The sequence below is a fragment of the Rhizobium sp. CFBP 13644 genome (genome assembly GCF_014842165.1).
Lineage (GTDB): Bacteria > Pseudomonadota > Alphaproteobacteria > Rhizobiales > Rhizobiaceae > Agrobacterium > Agrobacterium tumefaciens_C.
The window spans coordinates 127929-142563 of sequence record NZ_JACYVF010000007.1; the positions used below are offsets into that span (position 1 = coordinate 127929).

The window sequence follows — 14635 nt, forward strand, 5'->3', positions numbered from 1 at the left end:
CGGTGCGTAAAGCTGCTGATCAGGCCATAGCCATTTGCTGGGAACTTCCTCGAAGCGGTAATTTCTGTCCCCAGATGACAAGGGCATCAATCAGGGGCTGTAACCCCATTCCCACTTCGGTGAGCGAATATTCGACCTTAGGTGGGACCTGAGCGTAGATCTTCCTGTGGATGATGCCACCGGCTTCTAATTCTCTCAGCTGCGCAGTCAGCATTTGCTGGGTGACGCCGGGGATAGCGCGGTGAAGTTGGCCGAAGCGCATGACATCGCCCATCAAATGATAAATGATGTGCAGCTTCCACTTGCCGCTAAGCGCCCCTACTGCACGTAGGACCGGACAATCCTCCCCAAGCGGAACACATTTACTTTCGTCGCTCGAGCTCTCGTGCCGACTTGCAGTCACATTTTCCATCGTTTCTATGCCTTTTATGCGTACTTATAAATAAACAACGCACGATCTATATCCTGCTTCAGGCTAAGAGGAGACGTTGGAATGAAAAATGTTCTGGTAGTCGGAGCGACTGGTCCGCAAGGGCGAGCGGTCGCTGAGAAGCTAATAGATGCAGGTGTGGCGGTGCGGGTCATGGCACGCGAACCAAGGAGGGCTGATGATCTGGCCACATTGGGCGCACAAGTCGTGCAAGGAGACCTGGATGATCCGATCAGCATCGCAGCTGCGATGGAGGGTCAGGACGGTGTTTTCCTGACGATACCCTTCTTCAACGGATCCCACGCTCAAGGCAGAAACGTCATCGACGCGGCGGCAAAGGAAGGCGTCCGGCGTATCGTGTGGAACGTTGCGGGTCGTGTTCAGGAGGAAGACATCGGTAACCCTGCAATCGACAAGTGGCGTCCGATTCTGACGGATATGAAGGCAAGTGGCGTTCCCTTCACCGTTCTCCAGCCAACGGTTTACATGGAAAATTTTCTGAATCCGGCCATTATACAGGAGGTGAGAGATCACGACACACTTGCTTATCCTATGCCGAGCGAGGCCCACACGCAGTGGATCAGCCATCAGGACGCGGCGGCTTATACCGCGTCGGCCTTTCAACATTCCGGCGATGACAGCATGGTGATCGACGTCAGTGGTCCGGAGGACCTCACGGGTGGCCAGATCGCCGAAAGGTTTAGCCAGGCGCTTGGCCGATCAATCACGTTCCGCCCCATGCCTCCCGAAGAGTTCGCCACGACGTTTCCGGACGGCATGGATCCTGAGCCGATCGTAAGGCACTACACGAATGTCTTCTCAAACCCGGAGATGATGACATCGCACGTCGATCACAAGGCAGCGCTCGCAATTCTGAAAATCGAACCCCTTTCGTTTGAGACATGGGTGCGGAACTACAGGGATGCGTTCACCCGGTCATGACCGGATAAGGGTGGCGTCATGCCAGATGCCACCATGCCAATCCACTGTCGGGCAGGTCGATGAATACGTCGCGGTATGCGATCGACCGCCTGATGCGTCCGTTGAATTTGGGCGAAATGCAACCGTCAAGGGTAGTGCTCCAATCGCCGCTGGCCGATGAGCGGGGGCCAGGAGAATGACGATGACCAATCCCTATCGGATGTTTGTCAGACCGGAAGGAGACGAAGGCGAACGAGGGGCAGACCTGATGGAACGGCATGGTGGCCCCATGGCACGTCGGGCTATAGAAGAATTGCGACTGCGTCCCTCGGACAAGGTGCTGGAAATTGGTTTTGGCCCAGGTCTCGCTCTTCAGCGCCTGACCGGGACTGTCATAGCGGGTCAGGTAATGGGGGTAGACCCTTCACCGCTGATGTATCGTCGCGCGAGTGTACGCAACGCAAGCGCGATAGCCGAAGGACGTCTCGTCCTGCTCGAAACTTCGGTCGAAACTCTCCCGGTCGAGGACCAATCCTTCGATGCGGCACTTGCTATCGACAACCTGCACTTTTGGAGGTCGCCTCTGGTCGGGTTACGGGAGATATATCGCACGCTGCGTTGCGGTTCACTTTTCCTGTGCGCCTTTACTCCGCCATCGGGCGGTCGAACGGCCGGTCTTCCAGACCTTCTCACTCGGGCTGGATTCAAGGAAGCACGAACCTTCGAGAGCGACGCAGGATCATTGGCAACGGCTCGCAAGCCGCTGGTATGAGATGATCATGGCAGGGCTCCTGCCCGTGGAACCAGGTTGCTTTGTCTGCATCAGCCCCAGCCAACGCGAAAAGCCAGCAACGGCACCTCAACCGCGCTCAAAGGGCTCTCCGCCCAGCGGGTTCGTGTAATTCCCCACTTCCAACCATTCCGCTGTCATAAAAGCAGTGACATTCGAGCTATCAAGATGTCAGCAATTCGGCGACTGAGAGAATATCGCCTGTCAAAGGACTTCGCCCAAAATTTTACCGGACAGTAGGTTTCGCTAAGCTGACATGCCGAAACCTCTCCTGCCTTACGACCCATCTAATTCTATGACGCTCAATTTCCATCCGCAGAGCGTCATCCCTTTTCGTACCGATGGGTCCCGCTTTACACGTGGTGGTCAGATCCCCTTTTTTTACTTCTGGTAAATGGAAAAGCCACCCTTGATTTCCCTCACCTTCAATGGCGAACTCGAGAGCATTAAAGTGAGCGCTTTGCGCGGGGTGAGCTTACCTTTCACGATAAAAGTCGGAATTTCGTGCACATCCGTATTTGCGACTTCGTCAGCATCGATCGAAACCGGGCAATGGGTCAGTTCCGTGAACCGAGCAACTGCCTTGCCCAGGGGCATAGATGGGATGCTCACTCGGATCGCTTTATTCTGGCAATTGTAAAAGCTTGGTTCCTGCGCGAGCGCGGTCTGAGAACTGGTCGCCAATGTTAGCAGTGCAACGGTAAGGCAGATATTTTTCAATTCATTCTCCAGGCGTGATCATCTGGTTCATCAATAACAACTACATTCAGGCTGATCGATGGCCCGAACGAGCGACCAGGCGTGCTGCCTGCTTTTTTTTAAGGGCGCGAAACTCAGGCGCTTTCCAAAGCTTTGGTGGTTTTTCCGTACTTTCTTCCAACCTTTTCCATTCGACAGCACGGGATCGGCACACCGTAAATCCTTCCCGCCCCAGAGGCAGTCTGTGACCTTTTTGCGATCGAACGATCACGGGGCTCACCTTCCGCTCCAGAGCAAGAGGTTCGGCAGGCTTCTTGTGAGCCCTAATATCATTTTCACTACGCTGGCGAGATTCATGGAAACTACGTCAGAATTCGGCGTTTTCATATTGCCTGCTGCGGCATACCAGGAACTCCCGCCTGTGCGGCGCGCTCAGTCGAGTCCGCGTTCGAATGGTTTTGCAAAGATTGCTTGCCCAAGTTCCGCGATGTCCCCAACTCGGTTAAGGTTCCTTTGGCTGGCCAAAGTTTTGAACCGGAGACCTTCAGCGCAGTATTGCCGGAGGATCAAGCAATCATCGCCTGCTCTTATGCATCGCTACTGGCCTTGAACATCATTCATCGCCTAGATGCTTTGGACAGCTTCGATGAAGCTATGCTTTACATCGACTACCGCGAGCCAGTCCTGAACCTGATCAGCCCAAAGGAGCTTACGATTGCGCGAAATGTGTTCGCTCTTGAAAAAGGCATGACTGACGAGGTTAGGGCCCGAAAATCGGCCATCCTAAACAACTTTACGAAGCTAAAGACGGGCGGTGGTAAAGGATTGAAGCCTGTCCAGGTGCTCCAGCGTGTTGCACTAAATGGCGCTAGGCCATGTCCCCATAAACCGGGTTCATCTTGGTGATGTTGTGTGATTCAATCTCTTTGGAAGGAGATTGGTATGCGCCGTCATGAATTAAGCGACGAGGAATGGGCGGTCATTGAGCCGCTTTTGCCGAACAAGAGCCGTGGAATTGAACGCGTTGACGATCGTCAAGTGATCAACGGCATCTTGTGGCGTTTCAGAAAGGGTTCGTCTGGCGAGATGTGCCAGAACGCTATGGTCCGCGCACAATGCTTTACAATCGGTTCTCGCGTTGGCACAAGGCTGGCGTTTGGGACCGCCTGTGTTTAAGCATGGAATGTTGATCCCTCTGGTGGGGGTGATACTTATCCAATATTGACCCCCTCTGGATTTCATCCGACCATCCAGCTTTTGGCAGCGGATGGAGCAGGGAGTTGAAGAGAGTGGATACAATTGCCTGTCCGACGAGCCTTCCATGTTCAGGGCTGGTCGGTGAAGAAGATCGCCAAAGAGCTGAATGTTTCTCGCAATACTGTGCGCAAAATTTTGCGCTCAGATGCAACTGATTTCGCGTACAAACGTGAGCATCAACCCTTGCCCGGATGGGAGCTTGGAAGGGTGATGTCGAGCGGTTTCTGATTGCTAACGAAGGCAAAGCATCGCGCGAAGGGTTAACGCTAATCCGGATTTACGAGGAGGTCCGGTCACTGGGTGATGATGGCAGTTACGACACCGTTCGCCGATATGTCAAGGCCTGGGCCAAGAGCCGTGGTGCGGTAACGACCGAAGCTTATGTCCCGCTATACTATGCGCCCTGCGAGGCCTACCAGTTTGACTGGAGCCACGAGATCATTCTGATCAACGGGGTGACGACGACGGTGAAGGTGGCACATGTCCGGCTTTGCCACAGCCATATGATGTTTGCCCGAGCCTATAGTCCACATCGCTGTCAAAAACAGAGGCAGGAATATCGGCTTTCGGATAGAGCATCAAAAGCTCAATCCAGACCTCGGCGAAGCTCGCGTCCGATTGCATCAATTCTTCGATGATCTTGGAGATGACCCGTGCCTCGCCGGCAGGATGATCCACCCAATTGGCCAATTGCGGTGGCCTGGACTCTACCAGCTCGATGATGCCCCGACCGAGAGCATGAAAAGTCGTGACCTTGCACTGCAGATCCGCCGGACGCCAAGCTGATGAGCTATTCGTTCCTTAGCTCTTCAGCGGCGGTCCTGTTGTAGGCGAGAACAAGGATTTCCTCTGCCTGATACAGTCCGTTGTCCAGCACATAGGCAACCTTGCCAACCATTGTCGCCGTCTTGCCTGACCCTGCAGACGCGATCAGGAGACCACTATCCTCCAACCGAATACAGGACTCCCTCTGTTGGCCGGACAACGATCGGCGATCAAGATCGTCGAAGGGGGCATATCTGGTGAGCTCGGTTGCAACAAATTCATTATTGTAAAGATAGCGCCTGTCGGGATCGGTCAGGAAAGAGAGGAACCGTGGAAGATTGGCTTCCATGGTCGCGGTTATGCCGTCGGCATCGAATAATGGATGAGAAAGTGCTTCGGCTGCCGGGCCAGAAACGCTCGCGATGGCTTGCGCCAGATCCGCCTGTGCCAGGTATTGCCGCTTTCCGTCTATCAATGGCTCGAGTTTCGCATCTACCTCTTTCAAAGCCTCCTGATCCGATCCGATCAGTTCGAGCAGGTAGCGATTGATGAACCTTTGAAGTTCGTTCGCGATCCGGCTTGCCACCTCCTCGCCGAGGCACGATAGACTTTCGACATGACTGCGCGTGCGGATTTCGACCGTGTGCCAAAGCAGGGCCTTTTTGATTCCGATCGCAGTAATGTCCAAGCACGGCAGCTCGACCCGTGTTCCGGTGTGCAGCTCGACGAACCCCGCGGTCGCGGTCGGTAGCCGGAGTTTCCACCTGCCGGAAGGAAGCAGACGGGCGAAAATGCTGTGCCGATAGGTGGTGTAGCGGTTGAAAATCACGGGTCGGCCATCGCGGAACTTGTCATTTCTGTTGGCTTCCCGCGATCGTGGTCGCTTTTCTCAGCGGCTGGCATTGGCCTTGTCTTGGATTTTCTCGCATCGTGCGAGGAGTTCGTCGAAGGTCTCTGCCTCATCGAGAATGAGGCCATCATCTAGCATTCGGGCGTAGTCCTGTTCGAGAGCCGCCCTTCCTTCGCCGGTAGGTGTCAGCTGCAGCCCTCCGCCCACGGCGGCTTCATAGTCGATCGGCGTTCTGTCAGCCGCTTTCTCGGCAAAAAACATCGATTTGTGTTGTGCTACCGACTTGGCCAGGTCGCAATCAGCGATTGCGCTGTCGGCGATGCCTATATCGTCGAGACGAACGATATCGTGCCAGTGGCGTGAAAAGCGCTCTCCGCGGAGGCGTTCCTGCAGACAGAAGACGTGGATTGCCGTCGCCTTTTCCCAGAACGTGCGTTCGGCATGCATGACCCGCGGCCTTGCTGTGGGAAACTCAATGCCATCTACAAGGCCTGCAGCGTCGCATGAAATCTCGCGAACGCTTGCCGGCTCTCCGGTCGATCGAGCTCCAAACTCCAGCATTACGCTTGGCGCGACATAGCCGGATCCTCCAGCAACTGCCTCGTAGTCGATGAATAGCTTGTCGGCGTTGATCCTTATGGTAGCCGGAAGCAACTGGGCGTCGATCGCATCGACAATGAGCGGGCCCACGGTCTCGGATACCCAGATCGGCAAGCGCTTGCGGACTTCGCTCGACCAACGCTTTTCCTCGCTTCTGGATTCGGGCAATGCCTCCTCATTCTCGCCCACGAAATCATTTGCGAGCTGACGGATATCGTAGGTCAGGTCGACATCCTCTGAAAATCTGCGGATGGCGTTGTATGCTTTCGAGAGGGACGTGCCGCCTTTGAAGACGAGGTGGTCACCGAGCGTCGTTCCGTAAAGGGTCTGCAGCGCCCAGACGACCCACGCGTCTTTTTCCAGGAGGTGGATCGGCCGTTTGGCTTTGTCCGCCGCGATCGCAAGGACTTCTTGTCGGTCTTCCCGAGACAATCGCAAAAACTGCTCAGCCATAAGCGGCCTTTCCGACACTGCGGGCAAGCCAGCTGGGAAACTGGGGGGCGGCGGCAACCAGTTCCCCGAATGCCTCGGCCGAAAGCTTCCGCTTGATACTCGGAAGTGCCTCTTCGACCTTTTCCGGACCAAGCCATGCCAGCGCGCGGACAGCCAGGCCGGCAGGCTTGTTTGCCAAGGCGAGTTGCCAGCGTGGCACGTGCTTCAGCTCGACTGTCTGGCTACCGACAGTCATGGTTCGGCTGCGGCCGGATGTGAAGTAGACGGACCGGATCGGAACCTGAGTGGATAGCCCCAGCGAGTTCGCAGCCGCAGCACCATTCGACACGATGACCTCGCCACGCTGGTGCGCGATGGCTTCGACAGCTTGCTCGACCGTTGGCGGGCGGCTTCCGAAGCGGCTCTTGATCGCCTTCAGATAGATCCCCCGGCCTGCCCGAACGAGCTCGCCGCGTTCATATAGACGTGACAGTGCCTGGTCTACCGCAGCACGGTTTCCCAAATGCAGTAAGGCCTTCGCAGACAGCGCCGTTCCTTCGGGCAGCTGTTCGGCATGGGCCATGATCTGTGTTGTCAGTCGTTGCATGGCAATTCTCCTGTCAGAAATATACGCAGTTTTCTGACATTTTGCAATGTGAGTCCGCTACTCATAGTGAGAAGCGCGCATGGTGCATGATTGATACTGGACCAGTGTAAGGTTCCCAGACGTCGTCGCCCATCGACGATATATGATTGCATATCGACAGGCTTCGAGTTCAGCCATAGCGTAGCCTAGCTGGGGAATGGTAGCCTTAACCCGCTTACCAAGCCTGATGTAAAGCTCAACGGCTGGAAATCTGTCGGGATATGAATACATCAACTACCTCCTGATGGTCCAAGTTTTCGTACGCACCCCCGAGTTGCCTTTGGTAAGTCTTTACAGTTGTGACTGTAGATATCGTGCAATCGAGATTTCCGCGCGCGATGTAAGGTTTTTCAAATGGCTTTTTTCACCGACGACCATTTTTCTCTATTGCGAGAGTGGGATGGCGTAAACATGGATAAAACGAACGAAACCCATCAGACTGCTCATGCCTCTCTCAAGTCGGCATATGAGCTCACGGGGCAGTGGGCCGAAAAGCTCGCTGGTCGATTAGGCCCAGCCGCCCGTGTGAAACTCAGAAAGAGCCCGACGAACCAGGCTGGAAACTTCGCTCGATACAATTGGGCAAAAATCTACCCCCGCAAAGATGCCCCCACCAACCTCGCTTATACGGTCGAATAGTTCTGCAGGCTCGGCAGACTCGCACACGATCTCGGACTCGACTGGTGGCACATCTCTCACGGAGTGCAGGCCCGTTTTGGTTGGAAGGAACCCCAAACCGATCGTGCAAACGCCGTTCTAGGCACTATCCAAGGCAAGACCCGTCGCACGCTTTCCCTCCGAAGAGGCCTCAACGCCATCGAAGCTTACCGCCGCCGTCCTCTGACCGACGAGCTTCTTTCCGAATTGGAGGAAGCGTTGTCAGAGGCCTCATTGGTCGCGGAGGGCTTGCTACCCGAGATCCCAAACCGTGTGGGCCGTTGGCCTGATCAGCTTCAAGCCGACAGAGACGTCATCCCGGATGAGGACAAGGATGCATCCGACACGGACTTGAAGTCGCGCGGTCCGTTAAACCGGATTTACTACGGACCTCCTGGCACAGGCAAAACTTACACCGTGTCCCGAACACGAAGCTGTGTCGGGTGTCCCTCTCAATTGGGTCAATTGAAAATCAAGATATGAGGATGTTTGGTCATTCCCTAAACGAGCGTTGCTAGCGAGGTCACATCCTCCACATCGCAGCACCAAGTGTTGGTGGTGTTTCATCACCGTTTGGTTTGATCGACAAGGTGATGCGACCAGACAGGCAACCACCATGCGGCAATATCCTCAAGCCTCTGTCCGTTCGATTCCGCTCAGACAGGGCAAGAACGCCCGCCGCCATGGAAACAGGCTCAATGCAGAGGTAGTTTTCCATCCGATGAACTGCAAGATGCCCGAACACCGGATCCGCCTTCAGAAGCAGCGATGCCTTGTCAAGCCGCACATTCGCTCTTGTCCAATCGGCAAAATGCAAGGTGTAGCCACTCGTCGCCGGAATGATGACCTCTGAACGGGGCTGGGGGAGATGAGAAGTCGGAACATTTAGGTCATCAAGCTGATATTCGAATTTCCCGTCCGTTTCCGCAGGAGAATGAAGTGGTGCAGCAATATAGGGATGCCAGCCGATACCGACTGGGGCGGTCCTACCGGACAGGTTGGTGATTGCCAGCTCCACCACCAGTTGGTTGGGCTCCAGCAGGAACTGCTGTTCCGCACGAAACGAGAATGGCCACTCGTCATCCGCGTCATAGTCCAGTTGAAGAAGAACGCGGTCGTTTGCTTGGGCCGCAACGCTCCAGGGACGGCGGTGAGCAGGTCCGTGAATGGCATCGGGCGCGAGCGCGGGATGTGGGCAAAGCGAGTACCATGCGCCCGCATGAGCGAACCGTGAATTGTAAATTCGGTTATGATAGGGGACGAGTGGATACCCTCCGGCACGAGGCCAACTGTCGGGCTCGAAACGATCCTCGTGCGTTGGAACGAGGATGTCGCCCCATTCTGCATGGGTAAGATGCGTCATGCGCCCACCCCACTCTGGACGGAAGCGGGCAGATAGCGGCCCGCTTGCAATGCTTACCTCGTCAGGCGAAGGCATAGGAGCCGTCGGGTCTTTTTGGAACGCGCCGCTGCCAGTGCACATAGCCATCTTCCTGCATGGCCTTTTCATCCATCTCCACGCCCCAGCCCGGACGATCCGGCCTCAGCTCGAGGTAGCCATCCTTTGGCAGATAGGGATCGACCACATAACGGGTCTCGTCCTCGCGCTTTTCGAGATCCGTGCCGCCATAGACATAGCATTGGCCCTTTGGCAGACGATATTCCAGAATACGGAAATTCTGCTGGGCAGCGGAAAAGTGCACATTAACCGCCGTTGCCAGCGGCCCCATGGGATTGTGCGGCGCGACGCTGACGAAATGCGCTTCAGCAAGCGTGGCGATGCGGCGCATCTCCGACATACCGCCCACGACACAGATATCAGGCTGGATGATATCGGCACCTTTGACTTGCAGCAGGCGCAGAAATTCATTGCGATGATAAAGGCTCTCGCCGGTTGCCAGCGTGCAGTTCAAACCCTGCTTCAAATCTCCCCACATCTCGATATTCTCCGGCCGCAACGGCTCTTCGAAAAACAGCGGATCGTAAGGGGCAAGCGCGTTGCCGAGCTGGCGCGCCGCTGCCGGTTCAAAAATCTTGGCGTGGGCATCGAAAGCGATATCGTAATCGGAGCGGACCGTTTCCCGCAGCGAGCGGAAATATTCCGCAGAACTGCGCACCACCTCGCCCCAGCGGTGGGCGTGGATATCGAGACGCCATGGGCTGAGCTTGAAGGCCGTGAAGCCCCATTCTTCATTCAACCGGTCGAATTCTTCCTTTGCGGCAGGCGCATCCGGTGCCGTGTAGACACCGGCATAGACCTTGACCCTGTCCCGCACCTCACCACCGAGCAACTTGTAGACCGGAACGCCGGCAGCCTTGGCGGCGAGATCCCAAAGGCAATGGTCGAGCGCCGACATGGCCGACAAGCCGAGCGCGCCGGGCGGAAAGCGGTTCTGCTGGAGCATGAGATTGTAGAGATACTCCACCCGCGTCGGGTCCTGCCCTGCAAGGAAATTATAGAGGTAATCCAGAATGGGCGGTAGAGCCAGATCCGGGCCGTGATTGTAGCACTCACCCCAGCCCGTCAGCCCGTCATCGGTATCCAATGCCGCGACGACACGTGGGCGGTCCTTGTCGCGGGTGACGAATACCCGCATGCGATCGATTTTCATGCTTTTGTGTTCCTCATGGATTTTGCCAATCTGCGCTCATCAACCAGCTTTGATAGCGGGCTCGATGTACCGGAAGCGCCGGGTGCGATCCCTGTCACGCGGATCAGGGCGCGGAATGGCCGACAGCAATGCCTGCGTATAGGCATGATCGGGTGCGTTGCAGACCTTTTCGGCATCACCCACTTCCACCAGCTTGCCGCGATACATGACGCCGACGCGGTCACACATGTAGCGGATGACGCCGATATCATGGCTGATGAAGATATAGGCGAGGCCAAGCTCGTCCTGAAGCCGCATGAGCAGATCCAGCACCTGGAAGCGAACCGACACATCCAGCGCCGATGTCGCCTCATCGGCAACAATGATGCGGGGTCTCAGCGTAATGGCGCGGGCAATGCCGATGCGCTGGCGCTGACCGCCGGAAAACGCATGCGGGTAACGTTCACGTCCCGCAGGGTCGAGGCCAACCTGTTCCATCAGTGCGCAGACCCGCTCATCCAGCTCCTTGCCCTTGGCGATACCGTTGACCAGAAGCGGCTCACCGATGACCTGCGCCACCGTCATGCGCGGATTGAGCGATCCGAACGGGTCCTGAAACACCATGCGCAGCTCACGCCGTGCAGCTTTCAATTCTTTACCTTCGATCTTGGCCAGATCGACCACCGTTCCATCCACCTTGCGGTAAAGCATTTCGCCGCCGGTCGGATCGTAAAGCCGCATGATGGAGCGGCCCATGGTCGTCTTGCCGGAACCGCTTTCCCCGACAATGCCAAGCGTTTCGCCGGGTAACAGCTTGATGGATACGCCGTCGAGCGCTTTCATCTCGCCGAAGTGCATCGACAGGTTTTTGACCTCGAGAATGGGCTGAGCGGTCAGATCGAGCGGCGGGCGGGCAAGCCGTATTTCCGCTTTCTGTTCGAGCTTGAGAACAGAGCCGATCAGCATGCGCGTATAGGGGTCCTGCGGGCTGTGGAAAATCTGCTCGACGGTGCCGTATTCCTTGGCAACACCGTGGTGCATGACCAGCACGTCATCGGCAATCTGCGCCACCACCCCCATATCATGGGTGATGAACAGAACGGCCATGCCGTGGGCCTTTTGCAGCCGTGCGATGAGGTCCAGAATCTCGGCCTGTGTGGTCACATCAAGCGCGGTTGTCGGCTCGTCGGCGATCAACAGTTGTGGTTTGCAGGCCAGCGCCATGGCAATCATGGCACGCTGGCGCATACCGCCGGAATACTGGAAGGCGTATTTGTCCAGCGCGGTTTCCGGGTTGGGGATTTCGACCTGCCGCAGCAACTCGATTGCTTCGGTACGGGCCTGCGCTTTGCTCATTTTCAGATGCAGCCGCAACACTTCGGTGATCTGGTCACCAACCGTGTGAACAGGCGACAGAGACGACATCGGTTCCTGAAAGATCATGGCGATAGCAGCACCGCGCACCGAACGGATGGCGCGGCTGCGCGGATCCAGCTTTGCCAGATCGAGCGACGTTCCGTCAGGACGGTTGAGAACGATCGAGCCCGAGGTGATGGAACCGGGGCTATCGATGATCTGCAGAATGGAACGGGCCGTGACGGACTTGCCCGAGCCGCTTTCTCCCACCACACACAGTGTCTTGCCGGGATCAATCGAAAACGAGAGATCGTTGACGGCACGGAACACGCCGTTGCGCACCGGAAATTCCGTGACCAGATTGCGGACTTCCAGAAGCGGGCGGGCAGGCTTGATCGAGTGGATATCGCTCATCGGTGGCCTCACTTGTTGTAGGGATCGGCTGCATCGCGCAGACCGTCACCCAGCAGGTTGAGCGCCATGACGGCGACGACGACGGCCACACCGGGGAAGAAGAGCCACGGAGCCGTTGCGATGGAGCGGATGTTCTGTGCCTCACGAAGCAGCACACCCCAGGAAATGGTGGGCGGTTGCAGGCCCAGACCGAGAAACGACAGGGATGTTTCGGCCAGAATCATCGCGGGAACGGCTAGCGTGACGGACGCGATGATGTGGCTGGAGAAACTGGGCAGCATGTGGCGGAAGATGATGCGGCTTTCCGGCACCCCATCCAGCCGGGCGGCTGCGACGAACTCCTCTGTTCGAAGCGACAGGAACCGGCCACGCACCACGCGGGCAAGCTGCGCCCACCCGGTCAGCGACAGGATGATGGTGATCATCATATATTGCAGCGTTGCGGGCCAACCCTGCGGCAAGGCGGCTGCCATGGCAAGCCAGATGGGAATGGTGGGCAGCGACAGCACGAAATCGATGACGCGCTGCATGACGAAATCGATGCGCCCGCCATAATAGCCGGAGATGCCCCCTAAGACGACGCCGAGAAGCAGCGAGAAGAAGACACCGACGAGACCGATGGAGAGCGAAATCTGCGAGCCCTGTATGACGCGGCTATAGACATCGCGGCCCAGCCGATCCGCCCCGAACAGAAAGAGAGGGCGCGTCTTGTCGGTGGAGGCCAGCAGGTGGATATTGGTGTTGAAGAGGCCAAGGACTGTGTATTCGTAACCGCGCCCGAACAGCTCAATCGAGATTTTCTTGCCCGTATCTTCCACGAAAATCGCCGCCAGCGTTTCAGGATCGCGCGTCAGCTTGAGCGGATAATAATGCAAGCCGATAGAAAATCCGTCCGTCGTATCCAGCAGATGCACCCGTTGCGGCGGATAGAAGGTTGTGCGCGCATTTTGCAGCACCGGATCATTGATGGCGAAGAAGCCGGGCACGAGTGCCACCATGTACATGGCAAGGGTGATGAACAGTGCCGCCATGGCAAGGCGGTGGCGTTTGAACGCCCACCAGATCAGCTGCCATTGCGAGGCAACGGCGGCGCGGTCTGGGCGAACAGCGGTGGTGATGGCAATGTCACTCATGACGCCCTCCTATTCGAGACGGATGCGCGGATCGACCAGCGCAAGGAGTATGTCGCTGATGAGCGATCCGATCAGCGTCAGCGCACAAATAAGGAGCACGAATGCGCCGGCGAGATACATGTCCTGCGCCATCAGCGACTGCAAAAGAAGCGGTGCTGCGGTGGGCAGGTTAAGCACGATGGCAACGACGACCGAGCCTGAAATGAGGTTGGGCAGAAGCCAGGCAATGGTGGAGATGAAGGGGTTGAGCGCAATTCTCAAAGGATATTTGGTCAGCAGCCGAAACTCCGACAGGCCCTTGGCGCGTGCCGTGGTGACATAGGGCTTGGGCAATTCATCCAGCATATTGGCGCGCATGACGCGGATGAGACTTGCGGTGGAAGACACGGCAAGAATGGCCACCGGCAGCCAGATATGGGCCATGAGATCGATCATTTTGCCGATGCTCCAGGCCTCCATTTCATATTCCGGCGAAAACAGCCCACCGACGTCGGCCCCGAATTCAACCGCCGCCACATACATAAGCACCAGCGCCAGAAGGAAGGACGGCACCGAAAGGCCGAAGAAGGAAAAGGCCGTGAAGAGATAATCGCCAATCGAATATTTGCGCACGGCGGAGAAGACGCCGATGGGAAGCGCGATGGCCCATGTGGCCAGAAGGCTTGCGACAGCCAGCACCAGCGTCAGCGCCATGCGTTCCCAGATGAGGCCGGAGACCGGCTGTTGCCACTCAAAGGAAATGCCGAAATCACCACGGCTGACGATGCCCCAAATCCATTTCAGATATTGCAGTATCAGCGGGTCATCGAGGCCGAAACGCTCACGCAATTGCGCCGCCGTGTTGTGGTCGATGACCTCATTGGAGGCGGCCAGCGTGGCGATGTAGGTTGTCACGTAGTCGCCGGGCGGCAACTGGATCAGCACGAAGGCCAGAAAACTGACGGCGAACAGGGACGGAATCATCCAAAGCAGCCGTTTGACGATGAAAAGCAGCATGTCGCTCTCGCAATCACAGGATACGCGATGCCTATCCTTCACGGTGGAGGCGAATCGCGGGTGTCGAACACGTTGAGAGGTGGCGCCGCCTCGAGACG

The 14635-nt window shown here is 56.8% G+C and carries 16 protein-coding genes and 1 pseudogene; 6 read left to right on the forward strand and 11 right to left on the reverse strand.

Annotation, left to right across the window (positions count from 1 at the left end; all coding sequences use genetic code 11):
• Positions 1 to 19: 19 nt before the first annotated feature.
• On the reverse strand, positions 20 to 412 hold the full coding sequence (locus IFT53_RS17300; RefSeq protein ID WP_192068130.1) for a winged helix-turn-helix transcriptional regulator: 393 nt from the start codon (positions 410 to 412) through the stop codon (positions 20 to 22).
• Between the two features lie 81 nt (positions 413 to 493).
• On the opposite strand from IFT53_RS17300, the gene IFT53_RS17305 reads away from it, so the two are divergent.
• Together IFT53_RS17305 and IFT53_RS17310 are read left to right on the forward strand one after the other, a co-directional pair.
• Positions 494 to 1372 carry an SDR family oxidoreductase gene (locus tag IFT53_RS17305; protein ID WP_192068132.1) on the forward strand — a complete coding sequence of 293 codons (879 nt, stop codon included), beginning with the start codon at positions 494 to 496 and terminating at the stop codon, positions 1370 to 1372.
• Between the two features lie 181 nt (positions 1373 to 1553).
• Positions 1554 to 2123: a class I SAM-dependent methyltransferase gene (locus IFT53_RS17310; RefSeq protein ID WP_192068133.1), complete on the forward strand. Its 570-nt coding sequence runs from the start codon at positions 1554 to 1556 to the stop codon at positions 2121 to 2123.
• Positions 2124 to 2522: 399 nt separating this feature from the next.
• On the opposite strand, the gene IFT53_RS17315 is transcribed toward IFT53_RS17310, so the two are convergent.
• Entirely contained in the window at positions 2523 to 2861 is a 339-nt protein-coding gene (locus IFT53_RS17315; protein ID WP_192068135.1) for a hypothetical protein, read from the reverse strand.
• 450 nt (positions 2862 to 3311) lie between these two features.
• On the opposite strand from IFT53_RS17315, the gene IFT53_RS17320 reads away from it, so the two are divergent.
• The 3 genes and pseudogenes from IFT53_RS17320 (at position 3312) to IFT53_RS24165 (ending at position 4325) form a co-directional block, all read left to right on the forward strand.
• Positions 3312 to 3746 carry a hypothetical protein gene (locus IFT53_RS17320; protein ID WP_244656445.1) on the forward strand — a complete coding sequence of 145 codons (435 nt, stop codon included), beginning with the start codon at positions 3312 to 3314 and terminating at the stop codon, positions 3744 to 3746.
• 36 nt (positions 3747 to 3782) lie between these two features.
• Positions 3783 to 4030, forward strand: a pseudogene (locus tag IFT53_RS17325) (transposase).
• A gap of 109 nt (positions 4031 to 4139) precedes the next feature.
• Positions 4140 to 4325 carry a helix-turn-helix domain-containing protein gene (locus IFT53_RS24165; RefSeq protein WP_446737687.1) on the forward strand — a complete coding sequence of 62 codons (186 nt, stop codon included), beginning with the start codon at positions 4140 to 4142 and terminating at the stop codon, positions 4323 to 4325.
• A 219-nt stretch (positions 4326 to 4544) separates the two neighbouring features.
• Here IFT53_RS24165 and IFT53_RS23780 read toward each other — a convergent pair whose 3' ends face one another.
• The 4 genes from IFT53_RS23780 to IFT53_RS17345 all read right to left on the reverse strand — a co-directional run bounded on the left by IFT53_RS23780 (position 4545) and on the right by IFT53_RS17345 (position 7351).
• A complete protein-coding gene (locus IFT53_RS23780; RefSeq protein WP_244656450.1) occupies positions 4545 to 4775 on the reverse strand; it encodes a hypothetical protein in 231 nt (76 codons plus the stop codon).
• A 112-nt stretch (positions 4776 to 4887) separates the two neighbouring features.
• On the reverse strand, positions 4888 to 5691 hold the full coding sequence (locus IFT53_RS24065) for a UvrD-helicase domain-containing protein (protein WP_342365865.1): 804 nt from the start codon (positions 5689 to 5691) through the stop codon (positions 4888 to 4890).
• A 60-nt stretch (positions 5692 to 5751) separates the two neighbouring features.
• Complete coding sequence (locus IFT53_RS17340; protein ID WP_192068137.1) at positions 5752 to 6765, reverse strand: nucleotidyl transferase AbiEii/AbiGii toxin family protein; 1014 nt, start codon at positions 6763 to 6765, stop codon at positions 5752 to 5754.
• Positions 6758 to 7351, reverse strand: a complete 594-nt coding sequence (locus tag IFT53_RS17345; RefSeq protein WP_192068139.1) for a DUF6088 family protein — start codon at positions 7349 to 7351, stop codon at positions 6758 to 6760. The genes IFT53_RS17340 and IFT53_RS17345 overlap by 8 nt, the downstream gene beginning before the upstream one ends.
• A 393-nt stretch (positions 7352 to 7744) precedes the next feature.
• Between IFT53_RS17345 and IFT53_RS17350 the strand changes: the two genes are divergently transcribed.
• The gene (locus tag IFT53_RS17350; RefSeq protein WP_192068140.1) at positions 7745 to 8029 is read left to right on the forward strand and encodes a hypothetical protein; all 285 of its coding nucleotides are present in this window, start codon (positions 7745 to 7747) and stop codon (positions 8027 to 8029) included.
• Between the two features lie 541 nt (positions 8030 to 8570).
• Here the strand turns inward: IFT53_RS17350 and IFT53_RS17355 are convergent.
• From IFT53_RS17355 to IFT53_RS17375, 5 genes are read right to left on the reverse strand one after another with little or no spacing between them, the layout of a single operon-like run.
• Positions 8571 to 9536, reverse strand: a complete 966-nt coding sequence (locus IFT53_RS17355) for an aldose epimerase family protein (protein WP_446737688.1) — start codon at positions 9534 to 9536, stop codon at positions 8571 to 8573.
• Entirely contained in the window at positions 9472 to 10659 is a 1188-nt protein-coding gene (locus IFT53_RS17360; RefSeq protein ID WP_192068144.1) for a galactarate dehydratase, read from the reverse strand. Before IFT53_RS17360 ends, IFT53_RS17355 begins: the two co-directional genes overlap by 65 nt.
• Positions 10660 to 10698: 39 nt before the next feature.
• Positions 10699 to 12408, reverse strand: coding sequence for an ABC transporter ATP-binding protein (locus IFT53_RS17365; RefSeq protein WP_192068145.1), 1710 nt, complete (start codon positions 12406 to 12408; stop codon positions 10699 to 10701).
• Positions 12409 to 12416: 8 nt separating this feature from the next.
• Complete coding sequence (locus tag IFT53_RS17370) at positions 12417 to 13541, reverse strand: ABC transporter permease (protein WP_192068147.1); 1125 nt, start codon at positions 13539 to 13541, stop codon at positions 12417 to 12419.
• A gap of 9 nt (positions 13542 to 13550) precedes the next feature.
• The gene (locus tag IFT53_RS17375; RefSeq protein WP_192068149.1) at positions 13551 to 14537 is read right to left on the reverse strand and encodes an ABC transporter permease; all 987 of its coding nucleotides are present in this window, start codon (positions 14535 to 14537) and stop codon (positions 13551 to 13553) included.
• Positions 14538 to 14635: the final 98 nt, after the last annotated feature.

Excerpts from the sequence above, each read along its gene's own strand:
- IFT53_RS17365 (WP_192068145.1), bottom strand. The coding sequence starts at position 12,408 with ATGAGCGATATCCACTCGATCAAGCCTGCCCGCCCGCTTCTGGAAGTC.
- IFT53_RS17345 (WP_192068139.1), bottom strand. The coding sequence starts at position 7,351 with ATGCAACGACTGACAACACAGATCATGGCCCATGCCGAACAGCTGCCC.
- IFT53_RS17375 (WP_192068149.1), bottom strand. The coding sequence starts at position 14,537 with ATGCTGCTTTTCATCGTCAAACGGCTGCTTTGGATGATTCCGTCCCTG.
- IFT53_RS17300 (WP_192068130.1), bottom strand. The coding sequence starts at position 412 with ATGGAAAATGTGACTGCAAGTCGGCACGAGAGCTCGAGCGACGAAAGT.
- IFT53_RS17350 (WP_192068140.1), top strand. The coding sequence starts at position 7,745 with ATGGCTTTTTTCACCGACGACCATTTTTCTCTATTGCGAGAGTGGGAT.
- IFT53_RS17360 (WP_192068144.1), bottom strand. The coding sequence starts at position 10,659 with ATGAAAATCGATCGCATGCGGGTATTCGTCACCCGCGACAAGGACCGC.
- IFT53_RS17355 (WP_446737688.1), bottom strand. The coding sequence starts at position 9,536 with ATGGCTATGTGCACTGGCAGCGGCGCGTTCCAAAAAGACCCGACGGCT.
- IFT53_RS17370 (WP_192068147.1), bottom strand. The coding sequence starts at position 13,541 with ATGAGTGACATTGCCATCACCACCGCTGTTCGCCCAGACCGCGCCGCC.
- IFT53_RS17340 (WP_192068137.1), bottom strand. The coding sequence starts at position 6,765 with ATGGCTGAGCAGTTTTTGCGATTGTCTCGGGAAGACCGACAAGAAGTC.
- IFT53_RS17305 (WP_192068132.1), top strand. The coding sequence starts at position 494 with ATGAAAAATGTTCTGGTAGTCGGAGCGACTGGTCCGCAAGGGCGAGCG.
- IFT53_RS17310 (WP_192068133.1), top strand. The coding sequence starts at position 1,554 with ATGACCAATCCCTATCGGATGTTTGTCAGACCGGAAGGAGACGAAGGC.